Origin of the sequence: Stenotrophomonas sp. PvP093 (genome assembly GCF_017876915.1) — a bacterium.
In the GTDB taxonomy this organism is placed as follows: Bacteria; Pseudomonadota; Gammaproteobacteria; order Xanthomonadales; family Xanthomonadaceae; genus Stenotrophomonas; species Stenotrophomonas muris.
The window spans coordinates 369,609-384,893 of sequence record NZ_JAGIOX010000004.1 but is presented as its reverse complement, the minus strand read 5'-3'; the positions used below and the strand labels follow the sequence as shown (position 1 = coordinate 384,893).

Here is a 15,285-nt window from a genome sequence, read left to right as displayed (position 1 = left end):
GGGGCCTTCGGAACGGGGAAAAGGTTCTCCCGCCCGCAGGCGGGACTCTGGAATCAGCGCTTGCGCAGGGTCTTGATGCGGTCGTAGGCGGCATTGATCCGCCGCGACTTCTGCTCGGCCTGCTGCTGCAGCTCGGGGGCGGCACCGCCCAGCTTGTCGGGGTGGTACTGCGAGATCAGCTTGCGGTAGGCGCGCTCGACCTCGGCATCGGTGGCCTCGGAGGTCAGCCCCAGCTCCCGGTACGGGTTCTCCTTGTTCAGGCGGAACCAGTCCGAATCGAAGGCGTGGCCGATCAACAGGCCGACCACCGCGCCGAACAGCGGATTGGGCCGGAACAGCAGGGCGCCGGCGATGAATCCGAGCAGTTTTCCGTACCAGCGCATGGCGCTCCGGGGTCGACCGACGAAATGGACGCTCATTTTACGTCACAGCGGGCCCGGACCGCTTTACACTAGGCCGCCCGCTGGTCAGCGGGCCCGCCGGGTCCGTTGGGCAGCAGCCGTATCGACAACGCCCCAGGAGTGCCCGTGCCAACCACGCTGTTGCAATCCGATCTCCCCGGCCTGCCCTTGCGCCATCGCGGCAAGGTGCGTGATGTGTTCGATATCCCGCGCGAGCGGCTGCCAGCCGGAACCCCGCCGGGCGAGTACCTGCTGATGGTCGCCACCGATCGCCTGTCGGCGTTCGACGTGGTCCTGCCTGACCCGATTCCGGGCAAGGGCGAGATGCTCTGCCAGGTCTCCAAATTCTGGTTCGCCAAGACCGCGCACCTGATGCCCAACCACCTGACCGGCATCGACGTGGCCAGCGTGCTGCCCGAAGGCGTGGACCCAGCCCTGTACGCCAAGCGTGCGGTGGTCACCCGCAAGCTGAAGCCGGTGCCGGTGGAAGCGATCGCCCGCGGCTACCTGATCGGCAGCGGCTGGAAGGACTACCAGCGCACCGGCAAGGTCAGCGGCATTGACCTGCCCGACGGCCTGCGCCAGGCCGAGCAGCTGCCGGAGCCGATCTTCACCCCCTCGACCAAGGCCGCGGTCGGCGACCATGACGAGAACATCGATTTCGATGCGATGGTGAAGCAGGTCGGTGCGGAACTGGCCGAGCGCGTGCGCGACGCCACCCTGCGCATCTACAAGTTCGCGGCCGATTACGCCCGCGAGCGCGGCATCATTCTGGCCGATACCAAGTTCGAGTTCGGTACCGACGCCGATGGCCGCCTGTACATCATGGACGAGATGCTGACGCCGGATTCCTCCCGTTACTGGCCGGCCGACGAATACGAAGTGGGCACCAGCCCGCCGAGCTACGACAAGCAGTTCGTGCGCGATTACCTGGAGACGCTGGACTGGGGCAAGACCGCCCCGGGCCCGAGCATCCCGGCCGAGATCATCGAGCGCACCCGCGCCAAGTACGCCGAGGCGCTGCAGCGCCTGGCCGGGATCAGCGTCGACTGATCCCCCCGCGTCCCCCCGGCCGGAAAGGCGGGGGGCGCTCTGATCGCGGTAGTGCCGGCCGCTGGCCGGCAACCTCGCGAACTCGGCTATGCTCTGGAGTGCCGGCCAGCGGCCGGCACTACCGTTGCCCGAGGAAGCGACGCAGCATGCAGACATCCACCCAGCTTGCGCGGCCGATCGACCGCTATTTCGCCAGCTACTCCGACGACCACCGCAATGTGATCAACCAGCGCATCCACGTGGTGGCGGTCCCGGCGATCCTGTGGTCGGTGGTGGCCCTGCTGTGGTGCCTGCCGCCGCTGATCACCTGGTTCCAGTACGGCATCTGGTCGGCGTTGGCGATGTTCAGCGCGTGGTGCTTCTACAACAAGTTGTCGCGCCCGCTGGGCATCGGCATGCTCATCCAGTTCTTCGTGTTCGGCTGCCTGTGCCGGCTGCTGGAGGCCGAGATCGGCCTGCAGGCCCTGCGCTGGCTGGCGGTGGGCGTGTTCGTGGCGGCCTGGATCGCGCAGTTCATCGGCCACAAGTTCGAGGGCCGCAAGCCCAGCTTCCTGACCGACCTGACCTACCTGCTGATCGGCCCGGCCTGGGTGATGGCCAAGTTCTACCGCAAGCTGGACTGGCGCTACTGACCTGGCGGCGGCCGACAGCGGCCGTCGTTTCCTGAACGGGCGGATTCCGTCACCCGTAGTCCACGGGAGCCCTGCCAGCCTGCGCCGGTGATCCGCTCCCCATTGCCCGCCCGTCGACGGCAGCCCCTGTGCGACAGGGCCTGCGGTCTCCCTGCGTGGGCGTAGGGTGTCCCCCGAGGGCAGCCAGGGAAGGGATGCAGGAATGTGATGTTGCATCGCAGAAAAAATGAATCAGCGAACGTTACATGCAATTGATCGCTGTTCGATGGGTTTCGGCGACATTTCGCAGCCTGTTATCCTCCCTGACCTGCTCGTGAATCATGGATTCCCTGCATGCTCCCCAGCCTGCCCCTGCTGCTGGCCCTGCCGTTCCTGATGGCAGCGGCTGTTGCGGCCTTCCCCCGTAGTTCGCGCTCGACTGCTGCCTGGCTGGCGGCGCTGGCGCCGTTGGGCGGGCTGGCCATCCTCGGCTGGCTGACCCCGTCGGTGCTCGATGGCCAGGTGGTCCGCACCCTGGTGCCCTGGCTGCCGCAGATCGGGCTGGACTTCACCCTGCGACTGGACGGGCTGGCCTGGATGTTCGCCGGGCTGGTGCTCGGCATCGGCGCGCTGGTGGTGCTGTATGCGCGCTACTACCTGAGCCAGCAGGACAACGCGCACCGCTTCTACTGCTACCTGCTGCTGTTCATGGGCGCCATGCTGGGCATGGTGCTGTCGGGCAACCTGCTGTTGCTGATGATCTTCTGGGAAATGACCAGCATCAGTTCGTTCCTGCTGATCGGCTTCTGGTCGCACCGCCAGGACGCCCGCGAAGGCGCACGCATGGCGCTGGTGATTACCGGTGGCGGTGGCCTGGCCCTGCTCGGTGGCGTGCTGCTGATCGGCCGCATCGTCGGCAGCTTCGACCTGGACGTGGTGCTGGCTGCTGGCGAGCAGATCCGCGCCAGCGCGCTGTACCCCTACGCCCTGTTCCTGGTACTGGCCGGCATCTTCACCAAGAGCGCGCAGTTCCCGTTCCACTTCTGGCTGCCGCACGCGATGGCGGCGCCGACCCCGGTCTCGGCCTACCTGCACTCGGCCACCATGGTAAAGGCCGGCGTGTTCCTGCTGGCGCGCCTGCATCCGGCACTGGCCGGCAGCGACCTGTTCTTCTACACGGTCAGCGGCATCGGCGCACTGACCCTGCTGATCGGCGCCTGGAATGCGATCTTCCAGCATGACCTGAAGGGCCTGCTGGCGTACTCGACCATTTCCCACCTGGGCCTGATCACCCTGCTGTTCGGCCTGTCCACGCCGATGGCGGTGGTGGCCGGCGTGTTCCACATCCTCAACCACGCCACCTTCAAGGCCTCGCTGTTCATGGCCGCCGGCATCATCGACCACGAGACCGGTACCCGAGACATGCGCAAGCTGGGAGGCCTGCGCAGGCTGATGCCGTTTACCAGCGCGCTGGCGATCATCGCCTCGCTGGCGATGGCTGGCATCCCCCTGCTCAATGGCTTCCTGTCCAAGGAAATGCTGTTTGCCGAAGCGATCACGGCCGGGGGCCCGGGAATCATGCGCACGGCGGTGTCGATCGCCGCGTTGCTGGCGGGCGTATTCGGGGTGGCGTACAGCCTGCGCTTCGTGCACGACACCTTCTTCGGCCCCGGCCCGCACGACCTGGACCGCGTGCCCCACGAACCGCCGCGCTGGATGAAGGTGCCGGTGGAACTGCTGGTGGTGATCTGCGTGGCGGTGGGCGTGGCACCGGCACTGACCGTAGCGCCGGTGCTGCACGCCGCTGCGGCCTCGATCCTCGGCGACGCCATGCCCGAGTACAGCCTGGCGGTATGGCACGGCTTCAACCTGCCGCTGGCGATGAGCGCGATCGGCGTGATCGGCGGCGTGGCGCTGTACTTCGGCCTGCGCAAGGTGATCAACCTGCACGCCGTGACCAACGTCAGCACTGGCCGCAATGTGTTCCATGCGCAGCTGGACGCGATCTCCGCACTGGCCATGCGCCTGACCAACGGCATCGCCAACGGCAGCCTTCAGCGCATGCTGCTGGGCCTGGTGCTGGTGGCGATCGTGGCCGCCGCCGCGCCGTTCGTGGCCAACCCCGCCTCGCCGAACTGGACCAGGCCACAGCCGATCCCGCTGCTCGGCTGGGCGCTGTGGCTGGTGATGATGGCCTGCGCGGTGGCTACCCTGCGTATCTACAAGCAGCGCCTGCTGGCGGTGCTGCTGGTCGGCGGCGTCGGCCTGATGGTGGCGCTGACCTTCGTGTTCCTGTCCGCGCCGGACCTGGCCCTGACCCAGCTGCTGGTGGAGATGGTGACCCTGGTGCTGATGCTGCTGGGCATGAACTACCTGCCTGCGCAGTCCGGGCCGGAGCGGCCGCGCTGGCGCAAGCGCCGTGACGCGGTGATAGCGATCATCGCCGGTGCCGGACTTGGCGCCTTGGCCTACTCCGCGATGACCCTGCCGCCGAACACCATGGCCGGCGAGCTGCTCGCCCGTGCCCTGCCCGAGGCCTATGGCCAGAACGTGGTCAACGTGATCCTGGTCGACTTCCGCGGCTTCGATACCTTCGGCGAGATCACCGTGTTCGGCATCGCCGCGCTGGTGGTGCATGCCCTGCTGCGGCGCACGCGGATGGCGCCGGAGCAGATCATGCCCGGCCCGCCGATCAAGCTGCCGGTGCCGGCCGACCTGGCCCAGATCATGTTCCCGCTGACCCTGACCGTGTCGATCTTCCTGTTCCTGCGCGGCCACAACGCGCCGGGTGGCGGCTTCATCGCCGGCCTGGTGCTGGCGGTGCCGCTGCTGATCCAGTACGTGATCCAGGGCACCGCGTCGGTGGAGTCGCGCTTCGGCTTCGACTACATCCGCTGCATCGGCATGGGCCTGCTGATCGCCCTGCTCAGCGGCAGCGCGTCGATGCTGTTCGGCGTGCCGTTCCTGACCAGCGGCCACCTCGACCTGCACCTGCCGCTGATCGGCGACGTGCCGCTGGCCAGTGCGATTGGTTTTGACATCGGCGTCTATCTGGTGGTGTTCGGCGGTGCCATGCTGATGCTGTCGATGATGGGCACGATCAAGCCGTCGCGCACCCGTACCGCCCGCAAGGGTGAGATCGACCTGCAACGCCGCTCGGCACGCACCGGGGAGATGCACTGATGGAACTGGCCCTGGCTACCGCGATCGGCGTGCTGACCGCCATCGGCATCTACCTGCTGCTGCGTGCGCGCAGCTTCGATGTGATCCTCGGCATGACCTTCCTGTCCTATGCGACCAACCTGCTGATCTTCGCCGGTGGCCGCGTGGTGCTGGGCAAGGCGCCGGTACTGCAGGAAGGCGTGGACAGCCACCTGGGCAACTACACCGACCCGCTGCCGCAGGCGCTGGTGTTGACCGCGATCGTGATCGCCTTCGCGATGACCGCGGTGAGCATCGTGCTGGCCATGCGCAGCCGCAGCGACAACCACAGCGACCATGTGGACGCGCACGAGCCGGATGACGACCTGCAGGATGAGCGCGTGCCGCCACGGCAGGGCGAGGACCGCGCATGAACCACCTGGTGATCCTGCCGATCCTGATTCCGCTGCTGGGTGCGGCACTGTCGCTGTTCGTCGAACACCGCCGCTATGGCCCCAGGGTGCAGCGCGCGGTGGCCTGGACCGCGCTGTCGGCGCTGGCACTGGCGGTGGGCCTGCTGTTTGCCACCACCGCCAGTGGTGAGATCAGCGTCTACCTGCTGGGCGACTGGCCGTCGCGGCTGGGCATCGCGCTGGTGGCCGACCGGCTGTCGGCGTGGATGCTGCTGACCACCCTGCTGCTGGCCATTCCCTGCCTGCTGCACGCCTGCTCGGGCTGGGACCGCCGCGCACCGCACTTCCATGCGCTGTTCCAGTTCCAGCTGGTCGGCCTCAACGGTGCGTTCCTGACCGGCGACATCTTCAACCTGTTCGTGTTCTTCGAGGTGATGCTGATCGCCTCCTACGGCCTGCTGCTCAGTGGTGGCCGTGGCCTGCGCATGCGCATCGGCCTGCACTACGTGGTGTTCAACGTCACCGCCTCGACCCTGTTCCTGATCGCGCTGGGCCTGCTGTACGCCACGCTGGGTTCGCTGAACATGGCCGAGCTGTCGCAGCGCATCGCCGAGGTACCGCCGGCGCAGCTGACCCTGGTGAAGGCGACGATGGGCCTGTTGCTGCTGGTGTTCTGCGCCAAGGCCGCCCTGATGCCGCTGTACCTGTGGCTGCCGGAAGCCTATTCACGCGCACCGGCGGCGGTGGCTGCGCTGTTCGCGATCATGACCAAGGTCGGCCTGTACTCGGTGCTGCGCATCCAGATGCTGTGGTTCGGCGACGATGCCGGCGCGATGGCCGGCTACGGCCGTGACTGGCTGCTGTGGGCCGGTGTGGCGACGCTGGTGCTGGGCGGCTTGGGCGCCCTCGCCGCGACCCGCCTGCGCGTGCTGATCTCCTACCTGGTGATCGTGTCGGCAGCCACGCTGTTCATCGCCTTCTCGGTGGGCACGCCGCAGGTGCTGTCGGCCGGCCTGTACTACCTGCCGCACAGCAGCTTCGTCGCCGCCGCGCTGTTCCTGATCGCCGACCTGATCCGCCGTCGTCGCGGCGGTGCCAGCGACCGCAAGGAAGTGGTCGCGCCGATGCCGGGCAAGGAGACACCCGCCGTGCTGTTCCTGATCGGCGCGGTGTCGGTGGCCGGCCTGCCACCGCTGTCCGGTTTCCTGGCCAAGGCCGCACTGCTGGCCGGCATGCCGGCGCAGTACACCGCTCCGGTCTGGACCGCGGTGCTGGTCAGCAGCCTGCTGGTGATCATGGGCCTGACCCGCGGCGGCATCCGCCTGTTCTGGCGCGTGCCGCCTGTCGATCCGGAGGCGCCGAAGCCGCGCAAGGCTCCTCTGCGCCGGGTGGAGCTCTACGCCGCCTGCCTGTTGCTGGCCTACGGCATCGGGATGACGCTGGCCGCTGCACCGTTGATGCGCTACACCGACGCCACCGCCGCACAGCTGCTGCAACCCAGCGAGTACGTGCAGCAGCTGCGCGCGACCGCACCGGAGATCCGCCAGCCATGACCGCCCAGCGCTCCCTGTTCCGTCGCCTGATTCCCTCGCCGATGCTCAGCATCATGGTGGTGGCATTCTGGCTGCTGATGTCCGACAGCTTCACCCTCGGCCAGATCGTGCTGGGGCTGGTGCTGGGCGTGGTGGTGCCGCTGTTCGCCGCACGCCTGGACCGCGAGTTCGCGCGCATCGGCACGTTGCGGCCGCTGCCCAAGCTGGTATGCGTGACCCTGTGGGACATCCTGATGTCCAACATCCGCGTGGCCCTGCAGGTGCTGGGCCCGGAGAAGAAGATCCACCCCGGTTTCATCTGGCTGCCGCTGGACATCGCCAACATCCACGGCATCGCGGCGCTGACCAGCATGATCACGCTGACCCCGGGCACGGTCTCGGCCGCGCTCAGCGACGACCGCAAGTTCCTGCTGGTGCACGTGCTGCACCTGGAGGACCCACAGGACCTGATCGATACGATCAAGCGCCGCTACGAGGCGCCGTTGATGGAGATCTTCCCATGACTGGATTCCAGATCATCCAGACCACGCTGGTGGTGTGCATGCACGTGGTCGGCCTGGCCATGCTGCTGGCCACCTGGCGCCTGCTGCGCGGACCGACCGTGCCCGACCGCATCCTCGCACTGGACACGTTGTCGGTGACCGCCATTGCCGAGCTGATGCTGTTCGGCATGTACCTCAACTCCGCGATCTACTTCGAAGCCGCACTGGTCATCGCCATGCTCGGCTTCGGCAGCACCGTGGTGCTGAGCAAGTTCGTGTTGCGCCGGGACATCGTCGAATGATCACCGCGATCCAGATCGGCCTGTCGATCCTGCTGCTGTTCGGCTGCTTCTTCATCCTGGTCGGCGCACTGGGGCTGGTGAAGCTGTCCACGTTCTTCAAGCGCCTGCACGCGCCGACCAAGGCCAGCACGCTGGGCGTGGGCTGCGTGCTGGTGTGCTCGGTCTGCTACCACATCTTCCTGGGCCAGGACCCGCAGCCGCGCGAGCTGCTGATCACCGTATTCCTGTTCATCACCGCGCCGATCAGCGCCCACATGATGGCCAAGGCGGCGCTGTCGCTGCTGATGGAAACCCGTCCCAGCCTGCCGGGCAACGAGCCGGCTGCCGAGGAGCAGCTTCCGCCGCCGGAACCGGCGCGGGAAGAGGAAGCCACGCAGAACCGGTAGTGCCGGCCGCTGGCCGGCAGTGGCAAGGGTTCCGTCAGAGGCAGTGAGGTTGCCGGCCAGCGGCCGGAACTTCCTCATGCCGCGCCGACCAGCAGCAGCTCCAGCACGAACCAGCCGGCGAACGCGACCAGCAGGATTCCGCCCTCACTGCGGCTGATCTTCAGATCGCCACGCAGCATCGGGTACAGCACCAGGGCGAACGCCAGCAGTGCCGGCAGTTCCAGGCGCACGAACGAGGCCGGCAACGCCAACGGCTGCAACACCGCCATCGCCCCGATCACCAGCAGCAGGTTGACCACGCTGGAGCCCAGCACGTGGCCAAGCACCATGTCGCCGTGGCCGCGACGCGCGGCAGCAATTGCGGTTGCCACCTCCGGCAGTGCGGTGCCGATCGCCACCGGCAGCAGGCCGACCAGCAGCGGTGTCCAGCCCAGCGCGGCACCGAAGTCAGCGGCGGCGCCCACGACCAGGCGCGCGCCCCAGTACAGCGTCAGCGCTGCGATCAGCACCCGCAGCACGTTCAACGGCAGGCTGGTGCGGCTCAGGGCGGACTCGGCGATGGCCGCCCGCACCTCGGCACGCTCAACGCGACCGCGGCGCAGCAGCAGCACCTGCATGACGATGAAGCCTGCCACCAGCACGCCGCCTTCCCAGCGCGCCAGGCGACCATCCAGCCCGAACAGGACCAGCAGCACGCCGGCCACCAGCAGCGACCACCACAGCACCGTCTGCAGGCGCGCGCGCAGCAACAGGGGCGCGGCGATGGCTGCCACCGCCAGGGTGAAGCCCAGGTTGACGATGCTGCTGCCCACGGCATTGCCCAGTGCCAGCTCCGGTTGGCCGACCGCCAGCGCGCGCGCATTGACCGCCAGTTCCGGCAACGAGGTGGTCACCCCGAGCAGCAGCAGCCCGGCAGTGAACGGGCTGGCCCCGAAGCGCTGGGCCAGGCCGGACACGGCCTTGACGATGGAATCCCCGCCCAGCGCCAGCAACAGCAGGCCGAGCAGGAACCAGGCAATGGCAATGGCGATCATCGAGCACTCCCCAGCAGTGGTGGCGCGATTCTACGCTTGGCCCGAGCGCATGGCTGGGCGGTGGATCAAGGATCAGCCACAGCCTTCGGCGTAATCGACCTGCGGGGTCTGGCCGACGCGCCAGGCGCTGACCCGACCATCGGCGCCGAGCGCGAAGTCGATGACCGCCCCGCCTTCCTGCGCCGGCCGCACGCGCAGGTGCTGCGCTTTCTCGTCGTACTTGTCAGGACCGACGTCCGCGCGCTCTGGGTACAGCACCTGCAGCTCGCCCAGGGTCATGCCGACCTTGCCGCCGCCCGGAGCGACGATCGCCGCACTGCGCACGTCATAGCGCACCAGCTTGCGTGCCTCGATCATCAGGCGAGGGTCTTCGGCGCCCTGCGGACGCAGGAAGTAGCAGCCGTCGTTGCTGTCGTCGGCCGGCAGGGGCTTGCCACTGGCGTCGGTGCCCAGTCCTTGCAGCGGCGTGCCGAAGCCGCTGCGGACCTCGGCGATGCCGGCGCCCAGCGTTGCGCCGCCGAAGCCGTCCAGGCGCGCTGGACTGTCCTTGCGGAGGTCGTTGGCCGGGCGGGCGGCCAGGTCGGGATCCGCCGACTGCGCGGGCCCGGTCGCCGAGGCGGTTTCGGCCGGGGTGTCGCTGCCACTGCCGGCCGCCCCCTGCTTGTCGGGGCCAGCACTGCAGGCGGTGAGCGAAAGGAGCAACAGACCAGCAAGCGGAAGGTGCTTCATCGGTGCGGTTCCCTGGCACGAAGATGGCTGCACGCTAGCCCATCCCGTGTGCAGGCGCTGCATTGTCATCGCGGTTTCATCGCCTTCGTTCAGGCTCGGCGTGCACCGACTTGGCTGTCCCTTCCATGCAACCGCGCAAGACCGAACTCGCCCGAACCGCGCTGCAGGCCCATCGCGCGCCGCTGGACATGCGCCAGCGCCGGCTGCTGATCCTGTGCGACGGCCAGCGCAGCATCGCCGACCTGACCGGCCTGCTCGGCCAGGACGCGCCCGCCATGGTCATCCAGCTGGAGCAGGCCGGCTACCTGAGCACCGGTACCGGCGCCACAGCCGCACCGCCACCACCCGCAGACGCGGCAGCACCGGCACCCGCCACGCCGGCTGCGGCACCGGCTGCACCCGCAACCGGCAGCGAGCGCCGCCGCTCGCTGGTGGCCGCGCGCATCTATGTACTGGGCATCCTGGAAATGCAGCGCCACCCGCAGGCGGCGGCGCTGTTCCGCGACCTGCAGCAGGCGCGCGCCGAAAGTGAAGTACTGCAGGTGCTGCACTCGGCGATGCAGATGCTGCCCGGGCTGACCTCGGAGGGTTATTGCCAGCGTGTGCGGCAACGCCTGCTGGAAGCGCTGCCGCTGGAGCATTGCGACGCGTTCACCGAGGCCGCCTGAAGAAAAAGGGGACGGAGGGGATTAAGTCGTTTCAGGCACACGTGTGCTGATTGCGGCTTAATCCCCTCCGTCCCCTTTTTCGGGTCAGCGGAAGTTGTTGCGCAGGCCGTTCCAGCACTGCTGGTAATCGCCCTGGCGATGGCCGGCGGCCAGCGCCTGCGCGGTCGGGCGGATCACCGCGCGGGTCTCGAACATGAAGGCCATCGTGTCCTTGATCACATCGGCCTTGGACAGATCGGCATTGGAGGCCTTGTCGAAGGTCGGCGCATCCGGGCCATGACCGCTCATGCAGTTGTGCAGCGATGCGCCACCCGGCACGAAGCCTTCGGCCTTGGCGTCGTAGGCGCCATGCACCAGGCCCATGAACTCGCTGGCGATGTTGCGGTGGAACCACGGCGGGCGGAACGTGTTCTGCGCCACCAGCCAGCGCGGCGGGAAGATCGCGAAGTCCATGTTGCTGGTGCCGGGTGTGTCGCTGGGCGAATGCAGCACCAGGAAGATCGACGGGTCCGGATGGTCGTAGCTGATCGAACCGATGGTGTTGAAGCGACGCAGGTCGTAGCGGTACGGCGCGTAATTGCCGTGCCAGGCCACCACGTCCAGCGGCGAATGGTCGATCGGCGCGCGCCACAGGCGGCCCTCGAACTTGGCGATCAGTTCGAAATCGCCATCGACATCCTCGAACGCCGCGTGCGGGGTCTCGAAGTCACGCGGGTTGGCCAGGCCGTTGGAACCGATCGGGCCAAGGTCGGGCAGCTTCAGCAGCGCGCCGTAGTTCTCGCAGATGTAGCCGCGGCTCGGGCCATCGGGAAGTTCCACGCGGAACCGCACGCCGCGCGGGATCACCGCGATCTGCTGCGGCTCGATCTCGATCACGCCCAGCTCGGTCAGCAGGCGCAGTGCGCCCAGCTGAGGCACGATCAGCAGTTCACCGTCGGCGTCGTAGAAGTAGCGGCCGACCATGTCGCGGTTGGCAGCGTAAAGGTGGATGCCCACGCCGGCATGCGCGTCGGGCGAGCCGTTGCCACCCATCGTGTACAGGCCTTCGACAAAGTCGGTCGGCAGCTCCGGCAGCGGCAGCGGGCTCCAGCGCAGCTGGTTCGGTGAAGCCGGCTGTGCGCCGAAATCACACTGCAGCTGCGACTGCGCGAACGGAGTGAACTCGCCATGGGTCACCGCGGGGCGGATCCGGTACAGCCAGCTGCGGCGATTGCTGCCGCGCGGCGCGGTGAAGGCGGTGCCGGTCAGCTGTTCGGCGTACAGGCCGTGGGCCACCTTCTGCGGTGAGTTCTGCCCGACCGGCAGCGCGCCGGCGACGGCCTCGGTGGCGAATTCGTTGCCGAAGCCGGACTGGTAGCCGCGGGCGGTGATGGCGGGGGACATGGGAACTCCAGAGATTGCCGGCCAGCGGCCGGCACTACCATTCGGACAGGCAATGCCGGCGGGACGCTGACATTGCCTGCGGACCTTACAGCACGCCGCGGCGGATCTGGTCGCGCTCGATGCTTTCAAACAGCGCGGTGAAGTTGCCTTCGCCGAAACCTTCGTTGCCCTTGCGCTGGATGATCTCGAAGAAGATCGGGCCAATGCAGTTCTGGGTGAAGATCTGCAGCAGCTTGCGCTGGTGGGTTTCCGGATCGGCGTCGATCAGGATCTTGTTCCTGGCCAGGCGCGCCACGTCTTCACCGTGGTTCGGCACGCGCTGGTCGATCACGTCGAAATAGGTTTCCGGCGTGTCGAGGAAATCCACGCCCTGCGCGCGCATCGCTTCGACGGTCTCGTAGATGTTCTCGGTGAAGCAGGCGATGTGCTGGATGCCCTCGCCCTTGTACGCGTCCAGGTACTCGTTGATCTGGCTCTTCGGGTCGGACGATTCGTTCAGCGGGATGCGCACGATGCCGTCCGGTGCGGTCATCGCCTTGGACACCAGGCCGGTCTTCAGGCCCTTGATGTCGAAGTAGCGGATCTCGCGGAAGTTGAACAGGCGCTCGTAGTAGTCCGACCACTGCTGCATGTTGCCGAAGTACAGGTTGTGGGTCAGGTGGTCGATGAAGGTCAGGCCGAAGCCGAACGGGTGCAGGTCGGCCCCTGCGATCGGCTCGTAGTCGCCGTCGTAGATGCTGCCGGCGCTGCCATAGCGGTCGACCAGGTAAAGCATGCAGTCGCCGATGCCCTTGATGACCGGCGCGCTGACCGCCTTGCTGTCCGGCTTGAAGGCGATGGCTTCGGCGCCGTTGCCCAGCGCGGTCTGGTAGACCTCCTGGCCCGGCTTCTTGAAGCGGATGGCAAAGCCACAGGCGCAGGGGCCATGCTTTTCGGCGAAGTCGGCGGCGAACGAATCGGGGTCTTCGTTGACCAGGAAGTTGACGTCGCCCTGGCGATAGACGGTAATCGGACGCTGCTTGTGCTTGAGCACCGCGCTGAAGCCCATCTTCCGGAAGTACTCGTGCAGCTCCTGGCCACGGCCGGCCGGGGCGGCGAATTCGACGAACTCGAAGCCGTCGATGCCCATCGGGTTCTCGAAGGTGGTGACCTGCATGCCGGGGTTGGGATGCGAGGCGGTCGGGACTGCGGTATTCATGGCGTGGCTCCGAATCGGTACCGCATCGGTACAAACCAGGTGCGGGCAGGTAGGGACCCGGCGAGAATGCAGGGTCTGGACCCACCCCTTATAGTTACACTTGAAACCACCAGCAAGGTGCACCGCAACATGAGCCCCGCCGATCCCGTTTCGACCCGCCTGCGTGCCTCGCACGTCCTGCTCGACCTGGAACAGTTCCTGCCGTACCGGCTGAGCGTGCTGTCCAACCGGGTCAGCGGCAACATCGCCAAGCTGTACGGCGATCGTTACGGTCTGGCGATCCCCGAGTGGCGGGTCATCACCATCCTGGCGCTGTACCCGGGCTCCTCGGCCAGCGAGGTCTCCGACCGCACGGCGATGGACAAGGTGGCGGTCAGCCGCGCCGTGGCCCGCCTGCTGGAGCGCGGCTTCATCAAGCGCGAGACCCACGGCGACGATCGCCGCCGCTCGGTGCTGGCGCTGTCGGCCGCCGGTTTCGAGGTGTACGAGACCATCGCGCCGATGGTGATCGAGATCACCCGCAAGCTGATGTCGGTGCTGAGCGAGGAGGAAGAGCAGGTGCTGGAGAAGCTGATCCTGCGCCTGGCCGGCGAAGGCCTGGAGCGGATGGGCGAAGGCGTCTAGAAGAAAAGGGGACGGAGGGGATTAAGTCGCATCAGGCACACCTGTGCTGATTGCGGCTTAATCCCCTCCGTCCCCTTTTTTCAGCTGAGGTGCTTGCGGCGTGCGTGGATCCACGGCACGGCCAGTGCTGCGATGGCGCCGCCGGCGAAGCCCAGCGAGGCGGCCACCGTCGCTGCTTCGACCGCCCCCGGCAGCGCCAGCGCCGCCGCCACCAGCAGCAGCGACGGCAGGCCGACGAAGGTGCCCAGGAAGAAGTGCCAGCGCGGTGACCAGGTGTTGAGCTGCAGCAGGCTGACCGGCTGCCAGGCGTCAGAGGCGGCGTCCTCGGCGATCTTCGCCACGGCCTTGGCCAGGTCCACTTCCGGCAGCGCGCGCCCCAGGCGGGCGGTCGCCAGCAGCTCGGCCACCGCTTCCACCGGCGGGAAGCTGGACGGCCACGCAACCGGCGCCGGCACGCCGTAGGCGGTCAGCAGCGGCACGCTCAACCACGGCGCCACCAGCGGGCGCATGCGGCGGCGCCCGTGCACGCACCAGATCTGCGGCTGGCCGTGCGCAGTGACGCTGTACAGCGCCAGTTCGTTGGCCGGCGGATAGCCGAGCATGGTCACCCGCGCGGCCAGGCTGTCCTGGCCCATCGCGCGCAGGAAGCCGGGGCGGCTGCGACCTTCCTGCATCCACGCCAGGCCCAGTGCGCCCACCAGATACGCCTCGGCGACGTCCTTGCTGCCGGCCGTGGCGCGCTCGTCACTGGCCAGGTACCAAGCCAGCGACTTGGGTTCGGCCACATCGTCCAGGCCCCAGCGGCTGTCATCGCCCAGTACGTGCCGCACCGGCAGTCGCGCGGGAGCGGTTTCGCCACGTTCGCCTGGCTGCAGGAAGGGCAGCACGCCCTGGATGAAGGTGGACAGCTCGATCGCGCGCGCGCCGTGGCCCTGCCATTCGGGCGGCAGCAGCCCGGCCAGCTGGCCTTCGGCGGCCAGCGCATCAAGCCGGGACTTCTGCTCGACCAGCTTCTGCACCGCCCCCTTCAGCACCACGTTGTCGGGCAGCGCGATCTGCGGCAGGCGATGGCGTGGCGGAGCCAGTTCAACGGCGTCCTCGCCGGTGCCCGCGTCGTCCAGCAGGGCCTCCTGCGCTGGCAGGGTCACGCCCTCGCCTGCCCCACCCTCGGCCAGGTCGCTGGCGGGTTCGGGCAATCGTTCGGCGTGGTCGCTGTGCATGGGCGTTCCGGAAGGTTGCATCGACGGGATGTCGACTGAGGTCCTTGCCGGTAACGGCGTGCTCACGGTGAAGTTGAGACGCCGATT

General features: G+C 67.8%; 16 protein-coding genes. 10 read left to right on the top strand and 6 right to left on the bottom strand.

The window, feature by feature from the left end:
- Positions 1-53 precede the first annotated feature (53 nt).
- On the bottom strand, positions 54-383 hold the full coding sequence (locus J3A72_RS04465) for a DnaJ domain-containing protein (protein ID WP_005411327.1): 330 nt from the start codon (positions 381-383) through the stop codon (positions 54-56).
- Between the two features lie 144 nt (positions 384-527).
- Here J3A72_RS04465 and J3A72_RS04460 point away from each other — a divergent pair, with 144 nt between their 5' ends.
- The 8 genes from J3A72_RS04460 (at position 528) to J3A72_RS04425 (ending at position 8,342) form a co-directional block, all read left to right on the top strand.
- Positions 528-1,454 carry a phosphoribosylaminoimidazolesuccinocarboxamide synthase gene (locus J3A72_RS04460; protein WP_209571968.1) on the top strand — a complete coding sequence of 309 codons (927 nt, stop codon included), beginning with the start codon at positions 528-530 and terminating at the stop codon, positions 1,452-1,454.
- Between the two features lie 146 nt (positions 1,455-1,600).
- A complete protein-coding gene (locus J3A72_RS04455) occupies positions 1,601-2,086 on the top strand; it encodes an Mpo1-like protein (RefSeq protein WP_069117730.1) in 486 nt (161 codons plus the stop codon).
- A 333-nt stretch (positions 2,087-2,419) separates the two neighbouring features.
- On the top strand, positions 2,420-5,248 hold the full coding sequence (locus J3A72_RS04450; RefSeq protein ID WP_075076642.1) for a monovalent cation/H+ antiporter subunit A: 2,829 nt from the start codon (positions 2,420-2,422) through the stop codon (positions 5,246-5,248).
- Positions 5,248-5,640, top strand: coding sequence for a Na+/H+ antiporter subunit C (locus J3A72_RS04445; RefSeq protein ID WP_005419863.1), 393 nt, complete (start codon positions 5,248-5,250; stop codon positions 5,638-5,640). The genes J3A72_RS04450 and J3A72_RS04445 overlap by 1 nt, the downstream gene beginning before the upstream one ends.
- Positions 5,637-7,172 (top strand): monovalent cation/H+ antiporter subunit D, encoded by a 1,536-nt coding sequence (locus tag J3A72_RS04440; protein WP_049440036.1) that lies wholly within the window; start codon positions 5,637-5,639, stop codon positions 7,170-7,172. The genes J3A72_RS04445 and J3A72_RS04440 overlap by 4 nt, the downstream gene beginning before the upstream one ends.
- Positions 7,169-7,675, top strand: a complete 507-nt coding sequence (locus tag J3A72_RS04435; RefSeq protein WP_032957141.1) for a Na+/H+ antiporter subunit E — start codon at positions 7,169-7,171, stop codon at positions 7,673-7,675. Before J3A72_RS04440 ends, J3A72_RS04435 begins: the two co-directional genes overlap by 4 nt.
- Entirely contained in the window at positions 7,672-7,956 is a 285-nt protein-coding gene (locus J3A72_RS04430; RefSeq protein ID WP_006399171.1) for a K+/H+ antiporter subunit F, read from the top strand. The genes J3A72_RS04435 and J3A72_RS04430 overlap by 4 nt, the downstream gene beginning before the upstream one ends.
- A complete protein-coding gene (locus J3A72_RS04425) occupies positions 7,953-8,342 on the top strand; it encodes a Na+/H+ antiporter subunit G (protein ID WP_014648679.1) in 390 nt (129 codons plus the stop codon). The genes J3A72_RS04430 and J3A72_RS04425 overlap by 4 nt, the downstream gene beginning before the upstream one ends.
- A 74-nt stretch (positions 8,343-8,416) precedes the next feature.
- On the opposite strand, the gene J3A72_RS04420 is transcribed toward J3A72_RS04425, so the two are convergent.
- Positions 8,417-9,376, bottom strand: coding sequence for a sodium:calcium antiporter (locus tag J3A72_RS04420; RefSeq protein WP_075076643.1), 960 nt, complete (start codon positions 9,374-9,376; stop codon positions 8,417-8,419).
- A 72-nt stretch (positions 9,377-9,448) separates the two neighbouring features.
- Complete coding sequence (locus tag J3A72_RS04415) at positions 9,449-10,105, bottom strand: hypothetical protein (RefSeq protein WP_075076644.1); 657 nt, start codon at positions 10,103-10,105, stop codon at positions 9,449-9,451.
- A 125-nt stretch (positions 10,106-10,230) separates the two neighbouring features.
- Here J3A72_RS04415 and J3A72_RS04410 point away from each other — a divergent pair, with 125 nt between their 5' ends.
- Positions 10,231-10,773 (top strand): hypothetical protein, encoded by a 543-nt coding sequence (locus tag J3A72_RS04410; protein ID WP_075076645.1) that lies wholly within the window; start codon positions 10,231-10,233, stop codon positions 10,771-10,773.
- A gap of 84 nt (positions 10,774-10,857) precedes the next feature.
- Here the strand turns inward: J3A72_RS04410 and hmgA are convergent, their stop codons facing one another.
- Together hmgA and hppD are read right to left on the bottom strand one after the other, a co-directional pair.
- Complete coding sequence (hmgA, locus tag J3A72_RS04405; protein ID WP_005411339.1) at positions 10,858-12,156, bottom strand: homogentisate 1,2-dioxygenase; 1,299 nt, start codon at positions 12,154-12,156, stop codon at positions 10,858-10,860.
- 85 nt (positions 12,157-12,241) lie between these two features.
- Complete coding sequence (gene hppD, locus J3A72_RS04400) at positions 12,242-13,354, bottom strand: 4-hydroxyphenylpyruvate dioxygenase (protein ID WP_014648684.1); 1,113 nt, start codon at positions 13,352-13,354, stop codon at positions 12,242-12,244.
- 129 nt (positions 13,355-13,483) lie between these two features.
- Between hppD and J3A72_RS04395 the strand changes: the two genes are divergently transcribed.
- On the top strand, positions 13,484-13,978 hold the full coding sequence (locus J3A72_RS04395; RefSeq protein ID WP_014648685.1) for a MarR family winged helix-turn-helix transcriptional regulator: 495 nt from the start codon (positions 13,484-13,486) through the stop codon (positions 13,976-13,978).
- Between the two features lie 80 nt (positions 13,979-14,058).
- Here the strand turns inward: J3A72_RS04395 and J3A72_RS04390 are convergent, their stop codons facing one another.
- Entirely contained in the window at positions 14,059-15,198 is a 1,140-nt protein-coding gene (locus tag J3A72_RS04390) for a hypothetical protein (RefSeq protein ID WP_075076646.1), read from the bottom strand.
- Between the last annotated feature and the right edge of the window lie 87 nt (positions 15,199-15,285).

Coding starts and splice junctions, on each gene's coding strand:
- J3A72_RS04420 (WP_075076643.1), bottom strand. CDS start 9,376: ATGATCGCCATTGCCATTGCCTGGTTCCTGCTCGGCCTGCTGTTGCTG.
- J3A72_RS04465 (WP_005411327.1), bottom strand. CDS start 383: ATGCGCTGGTACGGAAAACTGCTCGGATTCATCGCCGGCGCCCTGCTG.
- J3A72_RS04455 (WP_069117730.1), top strand. CDS start 1,601: ATGCAGACATCCACCCAGCTTGCGCGGCCGATCGACCGCTATTTCGCC.
- J3A72_RS04440 (WP_049440036.1), top strand. CDS start 5,637: ATGAACCACCTGGTGATCCTGCCGATCCTGATTCCGCTGCTGGGTGCG.
- J3A72_RS04390 (WP_075076646.1), bottom strand. CDS start 15,198: ATGCACAGCGACCACGCCGAACGATTGCCCGAACCCGCCAGCGACCTG.
- J3A72_RS04415 (WP_075076644.1), bottom strand. CDS start 10,105: ATGAAGCACCTTCCGCTTGCTGGTCTGTTGCTCCTTTCGCTCACCGCC.
- J3A72_RS04395 (WP_014648685.1), top strand. CDS start 13,484: ATGAGCCCCGCCGATCCCGTTTCGACCCGCCTGCGTGCCTCGCACGTC.
- J3A72_RS04425 (WP_014648679.1), top strand. CDS start 7,953: ATGATCACCGCGATCCAGATCGGCCTGTCGATCCTGCTGCTGTTCGGC.
- hmgA (WP_005411339.1), bottom strand. CDS start 12,156: ATGTCCCCCGCCATCACCGCCCGCGGCTACCAGTCCGGCTTCGGCAAC.
- J3A72_RS04435 (WP_032957141.1), top strand. CDS start 7,169: ATGACCGCCCAGCGCTCCCTGTTCCGTCGCCTGATTCCCTCGCCGATG.
- J3A72_RS04450 (WP_075076642.1), top strand. CDS start 2,420: ATGCTCCCCAGCCTGCCCCTGCTGCTGGCCCTGCCGTTCCTGATGGCA.
- J3A72_RS04430 (WP_006399171.1), top strand. CDS start 7,672: ATGACTGGATTCCAGATCATCCAGACCACGCTGGTGGTGTGCATGCAC.
- J3A72_RS04410 (WP_075076645.1), top strand. CDS start 10,231: ATGCAACCGCGCAAGACCGAACTCGCCCGAACCGCGCTGCAGGCCCAT.
- J3A72_RS04445 (WP_005419863.1), top strand. CDS start 5,248: ATGGAACTGGCCCTGGCTACCGCGATCGGCGTGCTGACCGCCATCGGC.
- hppD (WP_014648684.1), bottom strand. CDS start 13,354: ATGAATACCGCAGTCCCGACCGCCTCGCATCCCAACCCCGGCATGCAG.